An 11,542-nucleotide genomic window follows, 5' to 3' on the forward strand; every position below is an offset into this window, starting at 1 on the left:
TGCAACAGTTGCCAGTGGGGATCAACCGCTTGCCGCGGGCCGTCCGCGCCCCTACCACGCGCAGGCGATGAGCGAGACCACTGCGACGCGCACGGCCTACCTCGTGCTGGGGATGCACCGTTCGGGAACCTCCGCGGTGACCCAGCTGCTGGCCCTGGCCGGCTGCGACCTGCCCGCGAACGTGATGCCGGGCGACGAGCACAACGCCAAGGGCTACTTCGAGCCCTGGAAGATCGCGCTCTTCAACGACGAGCGCCTGCGGGCCGCCGGCTCGGCCTGGGACGACCCGTTCGCCTACCCGTTCCGGCCGCTGCCGCCGGACGAGGAGAAGGGCTGGCTGGCGCGCGGCGCCGACCTGTTCGACGAGGAGTTCGCGGACGCGCCGCACCCGCTCATGAAGGACCCCCGCGCCACGGTGCTGCTGCCGTTCTGGCGCGCGCTGATGGGGCAGAAGGGCGTTTCGGCGCGGTGCGTGATTCCCGTGCGCCACCCGCTGGCCGTGGCGGGATCCCTGCGGCGGCGGGACGGGTTCACCGACGAGAAGTCCGTGCTGGTCTGGACGGCCTACATGCTGGCGGCGGAGGCCTACACCCGCGACCTGCCCCGGGCGTTCGTGGCCTATGACGCCCTGCTGGCCGACTGGCGCGCGGAGGTGAAGCGCATCGAGGCGGCGCACGGGGCGAAGCTGCCGAAGCTGACCGCGGCCGCGGGGCAGGAGATCGACCGGTTCCTGACACCGGACCTGCGCCACAACGCCGGCGAGGCGCGGCTGGCGGAGCTGGGCTGGGCGGGCGCGATCGCCCAGGACGCCTACGACTGGTTCGCCGCGAAGGCGGCAGGCGGCGAGCCGGACGACGGCCTGCTGGAGGGCGCCGCGCAGCGCCTGGCCGCGCACGCGGCGGACGTCGGCGCGCTGGTCACCCCGCAGGCGCGGGACCTGTCCGCCGCCCGCGCGGAGCTCCGCGACACCCGCGACCGGCTGGCCGCGGCGGAATCGTTCCAGGCGGAGCTTCGCGCCGAGATGGAGAAGCAGCGCCGGGTGCTGGAGGAAGGCTGGCGGGCCGACCTGCGGCGGCTCGAGGCCGCGCACACCCTCCTCACCCAGATCGACGCCGAGCTGAACGCGGCCCTCGAGACCTGAGCCGCGGGTCCAGGGCCAGGTAGACGACGCCCGTGATCGCCGCGAGGTCGAGCACGTAGAGGTAGCGGTAGTCGCAGGCGATCGAGATCGCGAGGAAGCTCGCCGCGAACCCCAGCGCGCCGGCCATGAAGGCGGCGATGGCGAGGTCGGCGGGATCGCGCCGGATCAAGAGCAGGATCATCACCGCGGCCGCCGCCGCGCCATACGCCAGGTGCGACATGGCCGGCGTGTCCAGGAACCAGGTCAGGTAATTGTAGAGCCGCACGTCGCGGGCGTCGCGGCGGGCCGGCATGTCGAGGGCCGCCAGGGTGGCGGGCGGGCCCTCGATCCCCACGGTGGCGGGCAGGCAGCGGTCGATGACGGGCGTCGCGGCGACCTGGCGGAACGCGAGCAGGCGGGCCTGCAGCCACAGCCCGGGCTGGCCGGTGACGAGGTCGAGCCATTCGGCGCGGATGACGTCGCGCGGCACCCGCTTGAGCCCGGCCGCGAGCGCCGCGTCCGCCGTGAGCACGTCCACCCGCTCGGGCGCATAGAGCCGGTCGGCGTTGGCGCGCAGGTAGGCGCCGACGTCGGGCGCCACCGCGTCGATGCGTGGCGTGGGCCGGCCGGCCTGGAGGTGCGCCGCGGCGGCGAGGTCGTAGGTGGCGAGCAGGCGGAGGCCCTTCTCGCCCGCGTTGTCCGGGGCGCCGGCGCCCTGCGGCCGCGCGACGGCGCTGAGCGCGAGCGTCAGCGCGGCGACCGCCACGAGCCACCCGCCGGCGAGGCCGAGGCTCCTGCGCCAGCCGCGGCCGGCGAGTCCCCAGGCGACGGCGAGCGCGGCCGGCAGGGCCAGGATCAGCCCGTTCTGTCGGAGCAGGCCCGCGGCGGCGAACAGCAGCGCGGCCAGGGCCAGGCTGACCCAGGACGCCCGGCCGGCGCGCAGGCCGAACGCCAGGACGGCGAACCCCGCGAGGGCGCAGTTGGCGAACCAGACGTCCTTCCAGACGATGGCCGGGTAGAGCATCACCTGCGGCAGGGCGAGCGCCGCCAGCGCGACCACCGGGGCGGCCCAGCTCGTCCGCGGCCGCGCGAAGGCCAGGAGCGCCCAGCCGCCGAACACCAGGAGCGCGCTCAGCGCCACCGCCAGCGCCGTGCCGCGATGAAGGCCGTCGAGCGCGCCGAGCAGCCAGCCGAACAGCGCCGGGTTCCAGGTCGTGCGAACCCCGAACCGGCCCTCGTGCAGCGCCAGGACCGAATCGACCGTGAGGTGGCCCGGCAGGTTCAGCCACAGGACCAGCGCCCAGCCGCCGGCCAGGACCGCCCAGTAGCTCCAGCGCGCGGCGCCGGTCACGCTGGCCGCACCACGAGGAAGAGCCCCGCCAGCATCAGCGCGTAGCCCGCGACCATGGTCCAGGACGCCTGTTCCTTGAACACCAGCCAGCCGGCCAAGGGCACGAGGCAGGAGCCGGCCAGCGAGAAGGCGTAGGCCAGCGACAGCGGCACGCGGGTGAGCACGTAGAACCACAGCAGCGCCGTGAGGGCGTACCAGGCGAAGGCGCCGATCAGCGGCCCGTTCACCAGCACCCGCGCCAGGAAGGGCCCTGACAGCCGCTCGTTGTAGACCGCGCCCCACTTGAAGAGCATCTGGCCGATCGGCAGCGCCACGGCGAAGACGCTGCACAGCGCCATGTCGCGGGGGGTCACGGCGGGGGCTCCGCGGCGTCGGGGTCGTCGGTCTCGAGCTCGCGCAGGACGGCGAGGTAGGGATGGATCGGCCGCTGCGGCACGTTCAGCACGTCGAAGTTCATCGCCTGCAGCAGGAACTGCGCGCCCAGGATGACCGGCAGGGCGGCCAGCATGACCACGCCGGCCGAGGCGGCCTGGCCGGGGATACGGTTGGCGAAGTAGCTGAGCGCATAGGCCACGCCGAAGAACGAGAAGAGCATCCCGAACACCAGCTCGAGCGAGGCGGCGTTGAAGTCGCGGACGAAGTACTGGCCGATCACCCGCTGGGCGAAGTTGCGCAGGTGCTTGAACGCGAAGGGCCCGACGATGGCGCCGATGCGGATGTTCGACACCTCGTCGGCGTAGCGGGCCGGCATCGGCACGTCGCGGACGACCGCGCGCAGGGTGCCCAGGTGATAGAGCAGGTCGGTCTCGAAGAAGAACCGCCGGCTGACCCGCTTCTCCATGACCAGGCGGGCGACGTTGGCCTCGATCGCGGTGTAGCCGTTGGTGGGGTCGAACAGGTTCCAGTAGCCGGTCGACAGCTTGGCCGCGAAGCTGAGCATCGCGTTTCCCAGCACCCGCACGGTCGGCATGGTGGTGAGGTGGCTGATCGAGGTGAAGCGGTTGCCCTTGGCGTAGTCGGCCTCGCCCAGGAGGATGGGCGCGACCAGTTGGGCGGCGTAGCCAAGGTCCATCTGGTCGTCACCGTCGACCTTGACCATCACCCGCGCCCCGCGCCGGGCGGCTTCGGCGTAACCGGCCAGCGTGGCCCCGCCCACGCCCTGGTTCTTGTAGAGCCGCACGACGTGCACCCGAGGATCGGTGTTGTTCGCCTCGATGAAGTCGCCGGAGTTCTCGGGGCAGGCGTCGTCGACGCAGACGATCCCCTCGAACCACGCCGGGGTCTTGCGGATGACGCGCAGGATCTGGCTCTTCACGCGGTAGCAGGGGACCACCAGCCAGACGCCGGCCTCCTCCAGCGACAGCGCGGGCAGGCCGGCCGCCATGCGGGCGGGAATCTCGGGCGGACGTGCGGTCGCGCTTCGGGGCACGACGCCGGGCTAACATGGAAGTCCGCCGGCTTGAAGGCGCGGTGATCCGCCGCCCCCGCCCCCACGCCGCCCAGGCGGCGTCCTTGCGCCGCGATAGGCCGGCTGATACCTCGCGCGGCTGTTGTCGGAGAGGTCATGGAAACCGCCACCCACATGCTGCGGACCGGACGGCGCGGCGCGCTGTTCCAGCTGCAGATGGCGTTCAGGGACCTCCGGAACTCGTTCGCGCGCCTCGGGCTCGCCTGGTCGCTGGCGACCCACGACGTGGCCTCGCGCTACCGCGGCTCGGTCCTGGGCCCGTTCTGGATCACGCTCTCGATGGGCCTGATGGTCCTCGGGATCGGCTTCCTCTACGCCAGCCTCTTCAACCTGCCGCTGGAGCAGTTCCTGCCCTACGTGGCCCTGGGCATCGTCTTCTTCGGCGTCATGACCGGGACGATCAACGAGGGCTGCGACACCTTCGTCCAGGCCTCGGGGATGCTCTCCCAGACCTCCCTGCCGATGCTCACCTTCGTGTGGCGCACGGTGTTCCGGAACCTCATCAACCTCGGCCATCACCTGGTGATCGTGGTCGCCGTGCTGATCTTCGGCGGGTACTGGAAGGTCGCCGACCCGGCGCTGGCGCTCGCCGGAATCCTGCTGATGCTGCTGAACGCGAGCTGGGTGTCGCTGCTGGCGGGCATCGCCTCGGCCCGCTACCGCGACATCCCGCAGATCGTGGGGTCGGTGATGCAGTTCGCGATCTTCATGACGCCGGTGTTCTGGCTGCCGGACCGCTTCGGCAAACATCAGGTCTACCTGGACCTGAACCCCTTCTACCACCTGCTGCAGGCGGTGCGCGGCCCGCTCATGGGCCAGCCGGTGCTGGCCCACACCTGGGTGGTCCTGGTGAGCATGGCCGTGCTGGGCTGGGGCGCGACCTTCCTGATCTTCGCCCGCACCCGTCGCCGGATCGTCCACTATCTATGACCGCAGCCCCATGACCACGGCCTCCATCCGCTGCACCGACCTGACGATCCGATTCCCGGTCTACGGGGCCGACGCCAAGTCGCTGAAGAAGGCGCTGGCGCGGGCCGTCAGCGTGGGCGGCGCTCTTGGCCGCCACGCCGGCGTCACGGACGTCACCGCGCTGGCCGGCGTGAACCTGGAGCTGAAGGCCGGCGACCGGCTGGGGCTGATCGGCCACAACGGCTCGGGCAAGACCACCCTGCTGCGGGCGCTGTCGGGGGCCTACGAGCCCGACGAGGGCACGATCGACGTGCACGGCCGCATCGCCGCCCTGCTCGACCTTTCGCTCGGCATCGACCCCACGGCCACCGGCTACGACAACATCCGCCTGCGCGGCCGCATCGCCGGGCTGTCCTCGCGCGAGATCGAGGCGCGCATGGACGAGATCGCCGAGTTCACCGGCCTGGGGCCGTTCCTGGCGATGCCCGTGAAGACCTATTCGGCGGGCATGCAGGGCCGGCTGGCCTTCGCCGCGGCGACGGCGGTCGAGGCCGACGTGCTGCTCATGGACGAGTGGATCGCCGTGGGCGACGCCGACTTCCAGAAGATGGCCCACAAGCGCTTGCTGAACCTGGTCGAACGCGCCGGCATCCTCGTCCTGGCGACGCACGAGCTGCCGCTGCTGAAGCTCTACTGCAACAAGGTCATGCGGATGGAAGGCGGCGTCGCCTCCGAGGTGGTGGACATCCGCAAGGTGGACCAGCTCCTCAAGGCCTGATCGGCCGCCCCTCAAGCGCATCCAACGCCCCGCCGCGGCGTTGAGGCTGCTCCAGTCAGGAGTAAGCCCAGATGAGCGTGTTCGGGACCATCATGTCGAAGATCTTCCGCCACCCGAAGGCGCAGGCCGCGCCGCCGGCGGCCCCCGCGGCTCAGTCGCGTCCGGCGACCGTCCCGGCCAGCCCCACGGCCCAGACAGCCCCCGCCGCCCAGGCCGCCGCCCCGGCCCCGGCGGTGGATGTGGAGGCAGTGCTGGGCGTCATGGCGCAGGACGCAGGCCAGTCGCTCGACTGGCGCCACTCGATCGTCGATCTCCTGAAGCTGCTGTCGATCGATTCCAGCCTGGCCAACCGCAAGGAACTCGCCAGCGAGCTGGGCTACACGGGCGATACCGGCGACAGCGCCTCGATGAACATCTGGCTGCACAAGGCGGTCATGCGGAAGCTGGCCGAGAACGGCGGCCTCGTGCCCGACTCGCTGCGCTAGGCCTCTACAGCCAGTCGACGAAACCCAGCTTGGCGAGCCAGGCCAGGCCCAGTTCGACGGCGCGGCGTTCGGGCGCCGGGAACTCGCTCAGCACCTCGCGCACGGTGGCGCCCGACCGCTCGGCGATGATCCCGAAGGCCCGCGCGCAGAGCTCCGGCGGGGCGCGGAAGTTCGGGAACGCCACGTCGAGGGCCACGGCGGCGGCCCCCAGGATGCCCGCGGCGTCGGCGCCGGGCGCGGGCGCCAGGCGCGTGTCCAGCGTCAGGCGGTGGGACGGGAAACCGGCAAAGCCCGCAAAGGGGTCGCCCTTGACCGGGTCGGCCGGCGGGCGCGCCGCTGGCTCGGCCGCCCCGGCCCGGACCGCGGCCAGCGCGTCGGTCAGGTCGTGGTACTGCCGCGCCACCACCGGCCAGTCGAAGGCCTCGCGGATGCGCGCGCGGCCGGCGGCGCCCATGCGGCGCCTCAGGTCCGGGCTGCGGACCAGGGCCGTCAGGGCCTCGGCCGCGCGGGCGACGTGGACCGCCGTGTGCTGGGCCACCGATCCGACGTAGGCCTGGTACGACGCCCCCTCGACGGTGTGGCGCTCGACGAGCACGGCGCCCAGGCCGCCGCCGGCCGGCCCCCCGAGCGTTGGGATCAGGAACCCCTCGACGCCGTCCCGGACGGTGGAGCGGTAGCCGTCCCAGTCGCTGGCCACCACCGGCAGCCCCGCGGCCATGGCCTCCAGCGGCGTGATGCCGAAGGTCTCCTGGATGTTGTCGACCAGCGAGAGGAAGATGTCGGCGCCGGCCCACAGGTCGCCCAGCAGGACGGCGTCGTTGCCGTCGAGATAGCGGACGTCGAGGCCCGGCGCGTGGGCGCGCGCGGCGGCCTCGTAGTAGCCGCGGTCGTCGGGACCGGGAAACCAGCCCGCCAGGGCGAAGACGACCCGGCCGGCGGCGACCTGGGCGGCCCGTTGCACCGCCGTGAACATGGCCTGCGGGAACGCCTTTTCGTAGTACGAGAGCCGCCCCACCCAGAGCACCAGGACGTCATCGTCGGCCAGGCCCAGCTCGGCCCGTTGGCGGGCCCGGGCCTCGGGCCGGTCGGCCAGGGCGGCGAACCGCTCGGCTTCCACGCCCAGCGGGATCACGGGCAGCGCGGGCCGCGGCGGCGCCCGGCCGCCGGTCCGCTGCGCCAGGTGTTCGCCCCATCCCTCGAACATCGCCTCGAGGTTCTCGCGCACGCTGGGCGAGGTGCAGATGAGCGCGTCCCAGGGATGCATGGGCGCGACCTGGGTGTTGGCGATGATCTGGCGCATGGCCGGCGGCGCGAGCGTGTGGATCAGGCCGACGAGGCTGTAGGCGCGGTCGCTCCCGTGCCGCCGGCGGCGATGCCAGGCCAGGTCGTACAGGTCGGGCTGGCCGCGCAGCAGCGTCCCCGCCTCGGCCGGCGCCCGCGAATGCGCGACGAGGCCGCCGGCGATCAGCGTGCGGCGCGGGTGCGCCCCGAACAGCTCGTCCCCCAGCGGCGCCGGATCGAACGGCGCGAGCCCCAGCATGTCGATCCGCGCATAGCCCCCGTGCCGCGCCAGCGCCTGCCAGAGCTGGGCGTTCGCCACGTCCTTGCCGAACGGATTGGGCCCCAGCGCCAGACGGCCCGGCGGGTGCAGGATCGCCAGGCGGCCGCGCAGGTCGGAGGGCTGGGAACTCATCGCCGCCTTTCTAGGCGAGCCGCGCGGGGTGGGGAAATGGGCGGTTGCCAGATGGGAACAAAACGAGTACGAGCACCGAGGTGCCCGAGGCTCCTCCGAACGCCGCGCTCGATCCCGTTTTTTCGACGGGCGGATCCTGCTCGACATCCTGACTTGGAATTGGAACCTGCGCGTCGCCGTCGATCCGAAGGCGACGCGACCCAAGGCGCCCTTCCCGGGACTGGACTACGGCCGCGACTTCACGATCCGCGCCCGCGTCCGCGCGCCGAAGGCGCTGCGCGGCAAGTCGATGACCGTCACCCTCTCGCCGTTCGGCCCCCGGGTCCGCTTCGGCCGCGGAGGACTGCAGCAGGTGGGCCGCCTGGACGTGCTCGCACCTGGCGGCGAGATCGACTTCGAGGCGACCCTGATGCTGCCCGAGGAGGCTGTTGCCGCGACCTCCCTGGCCTCCGCCTGGAGACACCTGGACATCTGGACGTTCGACGAGGGTCCCCGGAGCGCCAGGGTCGAGAGCTACAGCTTCGCGGCGGATATCCACCCGAACGTGCGACCCTGGGCCGATGCCGAGTGAAGCCGACAAGGCCCGGCCGGACCCTGGACGCCTCGTGATCGAGATCGAAGCCTGGGAGCGTTGGCAGCACCTGGGGCCCTGGCCGAGCCGCGCGCCCCGGAAGTACAGCTTCCAAGGGGGCCTCAGCTATTCGCCGAGCTTCGACATCCGGGGCCGGGCGCTGGATCACAGCCGAGGGGAACGCGCCCGGATTTGGATTTCACCGACCCCGAACCTGAAGATCGGCCCCGGCGCGCTGCTGGATGTCGGGCAACTCCACTACGAGCCGGCGTCGCGGAACTGGGACATCAGCTTCAGCCTGCTGTTGCCGCCGTCTGCGGCCGACGCCGCCGCCGTGTGCCTGGCGTCCGTCTGGAAGTACATCGAACTGGCGACCGTCCACGAGGACACGGAGGGCGCGCGGATTGCGGCGTTCAGCTTTGCCGCGGCGCCGCCCTTGCAGCCAAGTCGCGGCGAGCCGGGCCATGGACGGTTGCGGGATGCGAACCTGCAGCGCCCGCATCCGCGCTAAGCGGGTCCCGACCCCGCCACGTGGATCACGTCGCCGGGTCGACTTTCGGCCAGCGGACGTAGCCGAACGCCCAGCTTCCGCGCTCTCCGAGCACGGCGCGGCCCAGGAGCGCCGCGACCGCCGGGGACGATTGGAGAAAAAATGGCGCGCCCGGAACTGCAAGGCTAGGGAGAACCAACAAGCTCCAATGTGTCTCAGTTGCCAATTCGGAACAAAACAAGTACGATCGTCCGATGTATGCGCCGACGCCTGACCCGCTTGATCCAGCGTTCTTTGAAGGCCGGTTGCTGATCGACATCCTCGACTGGGATTGGAAGCTGCGCATAGCGGTCGAAGCCGGCGCTGAGCGGCGGGGAAGGCTGTCCAAGGGACTGGCCTACGGCCGCGATTTCGTCATCCGAGGACGCGTCCGCGCGCCGGGAGAACTCCAGGGTAAGGCGATCAAGGTGACGCTCTCGCCCTTCGGACGGAAGGTGAAGTTTGGGCGTGGCGGTCTCCAGCAGATTGGCGATCTCAGGATTCCGACGGCCGGCAGTCATTGCGATCTCGAGGCAACTTTAATGCTGCCGGAGGACGCCATCCCCACGACGGCTGCCTCATTGGCCACCTTGTGGAAGAACCTGCAGATTATCACGCTCAATGAGTGCGCCGATGGCGCCGCAATTTCGCATTATTTCTTCGGAGTTCACATTCACTCAAACCTCGAAGCCTGGGCCAATGCTGAGTGAAAAACGGCAGGAGTTCGCGGTCGAGTTGGAGAGCTGCGAAGGTGGACTTAGTCTCCTCCCATGCCCTCCCGGGTTGCCGAAAGCCCACCGTTTCCAAGGCGGCCTCATCTACACGCGAATGGTGGAGATAAAGGGTCGGCTGATCGCGCCTCAGCCGATGTCTGACCGCCCCCTCCGCATCTGGCTGAGCCAGCTGGAGGAATGGCATTTCAGCAGGCGCGAACCACCATACATTGGGGATTTCTACGATCGAACCGGTGAGTTGCCGGGCGGAGGCCTTGAGGCGTCGATATACATTCCAAGGGACGCGTGGAGCACGAGCGTTCTCTGTCTGGGAACGAAATGGCGCCGCTTCGACTTCACCGGCATCGAAGGTGACGGTCACAGAATGAGGCTTGTCGAATTCTCATTCTCGTCGAGCGATGGCGCACCCTAGCCGCGCCGCCCTATCTCCCGGGCGGACCAAACTTCAAAGCTGGCGTGCCGACCTCTCCGGTAGCATCGCAGTGGCCAAGCCGTCTCGTTTGATTGGTCCAACACATTGGACTCTTAGCTTTCCGGCAAATCTTTCTGTCTGCTTCGAATTGCTGATTGCATTGAGGCTTGTCGCTCCACTCGCCGCGTCGTGATGACGATCCTCCCCCGCCGCTGCCGCCGTATCTAGGGCTGAATGTCGGTGGGCGGGGAGTTGGGCCGCTGCCGGGCAGCAAGTCGCCTGTTCTGGTATCGTGGCAATTGAAGCAGCCGTTGATCGGCCAGCGGCCCCACGCAGGGAAGTTAGCCGCTGCGAGTTGGACGCCGCGGGTGTCGGCGCTCGAGATTTGCGCAGATGCGCGCTCGCTCCGATAGCGATTGGGGTCAATCTGCCGCCAGATTACGTCGGCGTCGCTTATGCCTGCGTCGCTTGTGCCGGCGTCGTTTGATACCCGCGCGGGTATCGGCGCGGCCTCCGGGCCGCGATCGGACTGAGAATCTTCAGGGTTCGAAAAGAACGCGTGGTAGGCGCTACTCGCAGCTTGGCGCTTCTCCTCCTCGACATCGGCCGGCGACCGCAAGTACCACTGCCTGAGCGCATCGCCGCGCAGGCGTGCGGGATCGATCTGGCTGAAGGCCATGCTTGCTCTCCTGAGGGGCAGGTACCCGCGTGGATGCGCGGGCTCGCAGCGACTCAGCCGCTGCCATTGACGGTCGGGAGTGCGTGGCTCTTGGTGCGGCGCCTTGTCCTCTCAGGAGCGGGTGGCGCGGCGCAATGATCGACGCGTTATCAGCATCGTATAGTCGAGCTTTGTTGTCAAGAACAAAATGAGAATACCCCGACCTCTCGCGATGCCAGCAGCGCCGTCGGGTTGAGCCTCAGATTGCCGCTCACTTGGGAAGCTCAAGAATATCAGCGAGCTCACCACTCGTGCGCTGCGCTGGTGCGGCAGCCATTGTAAGCTCGCGCGCAGCGAGCGGCCGGGCAATCAACTGAATTATCCAGAAAAAATGGCGCGCCCAGAACGATTCGAACGTCCGACCCTCAGATTCGTAGAAGCTCCCAAACGGTACAGCCTGAAACGCCGTGAACACTGAATCTCCCAAACAATACAAACTCTTGTGAGTTGCAGGAGGCTTCGTCCATTTGCACAGTTCCACGTCGATTTTCGAGGTTTTGTGACCTGACAGTGTGCCGCGAGGCGCCAGGTCACAAATCGAGACGGGAGCCAAGGACGTGCCAAAACTGCCTTCCCAGAACCTGACCGCGGCCTTCTGCCGGAGTGCGCGGCCGCGCACTCGGGAGACCGCGAAGGGAACGGTGTCCGTCCAGACGGAGTATCGCGACTTCGATGTCCGCGGCCTTGCCCTGCGGGTGTCGCCCAGCGGGCGCAAGTCGTGGACCTATCGGTATCGAGATCGCATCACGGGCGCCCAGAGCCGTATCCACATCG

Annotated in this window: 12 protein-coding genes; 8 read left to right on the forward strand and 4 right to left on the reverse strand. The window is 69.8% G+C overall.

The genetic code is table 11. The annotated features are described in order from the left end of the window. Positions 1-67: 67 nt before the first annotated feature. The gene (locus JNK30_RS11705) at positions 68-1,141 is read left to right on the forward strand and encodes a hypothetical protein (protein WP_293482417.1); all 1,074 of its coding nucleotides are present in this window, start codon (positions 68-70) and stop codon (positions 1,139-1,141) included. On the opposite strand, the gene JNK30_RS11710 is transcribed toward JNK30_RS11705, so the two are convergent. The 3 genes from JNK30_RS11710 to JNK30_RS11720 are packed head-to-tail and all read right to left on the reverse strand — an operon-like array spanning position 1,098 to position 3,900. Beyond that, positions 1,098-2,471: a hypothetical protein gene (locus JNK30_RS11710; protein WP_293482418.1), complete on the reverse strand. Its 1,374-nt coding sequence runs from the start codon at positions 2,469-2,471 to the stop codon at positions 1,098-1,100. The genes JNK30_RS11705 and JNK30_RS11710 overlap by 44 nt on opposite strands. After that, complete coding sequence (locus tag JNK30_RS11715) at positions 2,468-2,824, reverse strand: hypothetical protein (RefSeq protein WP_293482419.1); 357 nt, start codon at positions 2,822-2,824, stop codon at positions 2,468-2,470. The genes JNK30_RS11710 and JNK30_RS11715 overlap by 4 nt, the downstream gene beginning before the upstream one ends. Beyond that, positions 2,821-3,900 (reverse strand): glycosyltransferase family 2 protein, encoded by a 1,080-nt coding sequence (locus JNK30_RS11720; RefSeq protein ID WP_293482420.1) that lies wholly within the window; start codon positions 3,898-3,900, stop codon positions 2,821-2,823. The genes JNK30_RS11715 and JNK30_RS11720 overlap by 4 nt, the downstream gene beginning before the upstream one ends. Before the next feature lie 135 nt (positions 3,901-4,035). On the opposite strand from JNK30_RS11720, the gene JNK30_RS11725 reads away from it, so the two are divergent. From JNK30_RS11725 to JNK30_RS11735, 3 genes are all read left to right on the forward strand, one after another. Then, entirely contained in the window at positions 4,036-4,869 is an 834-nt protein-coding gene (locus JNK30_RS11725) for an ABC transporter permease (protein ID WP_293482421.1), read from the forward strand. A gap of 10 nt (positions 4,870-4,879) precedes the next feature. Then, complete coding sequence (locus tag JNK30_RS11730) at positions 4,880-5,626, forward strand: ABC transporter ATP-binding protein (protein ID WP_293482422.1); 747 nt, start codon at positions 4,880-4,882, stop codon at positions 5,624-5,626. Positions 5,627-5,697: 71 nt separating this feature from the next. Then, entirely contained in the window at positions 5,698-6,111 is a 414-nt protein-coding gene (locus JNK30_RS11735; RefSeq protein ID WP_293482423.1) for a DUF3597 domain-containing protein, read from the forward strand. A 4-nt stretch (positions 6,112-6,115) separates the two neighbouring features. Here the strand turns inward: JNK30_RS11735 and JNK30_RS11740 are convergent, their stop codons facing one another. Next, positions 6,116-7,804, reverse strand: coding sequence for a glycosyltransferase family 4 protein (locus tag JNK30_RS11740; RefSeq protein ID WP_293482424.1), 1,689 nt, complete (start codon positions 7,802-7,804; stop codon positions 6,116-6,118). A 28-nt stretch (positions 7,805-7,832) separates the two neighbouring features. On the opposite strand from JNK30_RS11740, the gene JNK30_RS11745 reads away from it, so the two are divergent. From JNK30_RS11745 to JNK30_RS22985, 4 genes are all read left to right on the forward strand, one after another. Further along, positions 7,833-8,375: a hypothetical protein gene (locus JNK30_RS11745; RefSeq protein WP_293482425.1), complete on the forward strand. Its 543-nt coding sequence runs from the start codon at positions 7,833-7,835 to the stop codon at positions 8,373-8,375. Further along, the gene (locus JNK30_RS11750) at positions 8,365-8,886 is read left to right on the forward strand and encodes a hypothetical protein (RefSeq protein WP_293482426.1); all 522 of its coding nucleotides are present in this window, start codon (positions 8,365-8,367) and stop codon (positions 8,884-8,886) included. Before JNK30_RS11745 ends, JNK30_RS11750 begins: the two co-directional genes overlap by 11 nt. A 284-nt stretch (positions 8,887-9,170) precedes the next feature. Then, positions 9,171-9,614: a hypothetical protein gene (locus JNK30_RS11755; RefSeq protein ID WP_293482427.1), complete on the forward strand. Its 444-nt coding sequence runs from the start codon at positions 9,171-9,173 to the stop codon at positions 9,612-9,614. Between the two features lie 1,711 nt (positions 9,615-11,325). After that, positions 11,326-11,542 (forward strand): Arm DNA-binding domain-containing protein (locus tag JNK30_RS22985; RefSeq protein WP_367118745.1); only part of this gene is annotated, 217 nt, incomplete at its 3' end.

The organism is Phenylobacterium sp. (assembly GCF_016793225.1).
In the GTDB taxonomy this organism is placed as follows: domain Bacteria; phylum Pseudomonadota; class Alphaproteobacteria; order Caulobacterales; family Caulobacteraceae; genus Phenylobacterium.

Excerpts from the sequence above, each read along its gene's own strand:
- JNK30_RS11725 (WP_293482421.1), top strand. The coding sequence starts at position 4,036 with ATGGAAACCGCCACCCACATGCTGCGGACCGGACGGCGCGGCGCGCTG.
- JNK30_RS11735 (WP_293482423.1), top strand. The coding sequence starts at position 5,698 with ATGAGCGTGTTCGGGACCATCATGTCGAAGATCTTCCGCCACCCGAAG.
- JNK30_RS11705 (WP_293482417.1), top strand. The coding sequence starts at position 68 with ATGAGCGAGACCACTGCGACGCGCACGGCCTACCTCGTGCTGGGGATG.
- JNK30_RS11740 (WP_293482424.1), bottom strand. The coding sequence starts at position 7,804 with ATGAGTTCCCAGCCCTCCGACCTGCGCGGCCGCCTGGCGATCCTGCAC.
- JNK30_RS11730 (WP_293482422.1), top strand. The coding sequence starts at position 4,880 with ATGACCACGGCCTCCATCCGCTGCACCGACCTGACGATCCGATTCCCG.
- JNK30_RS11750 (WP_293482426.1), top strand. The coding sequence starts at position 8,365 with ATGCCGAGTGAAGCCGACAAGGCCCGGCCGGACCCTGGACGCCTCGTG.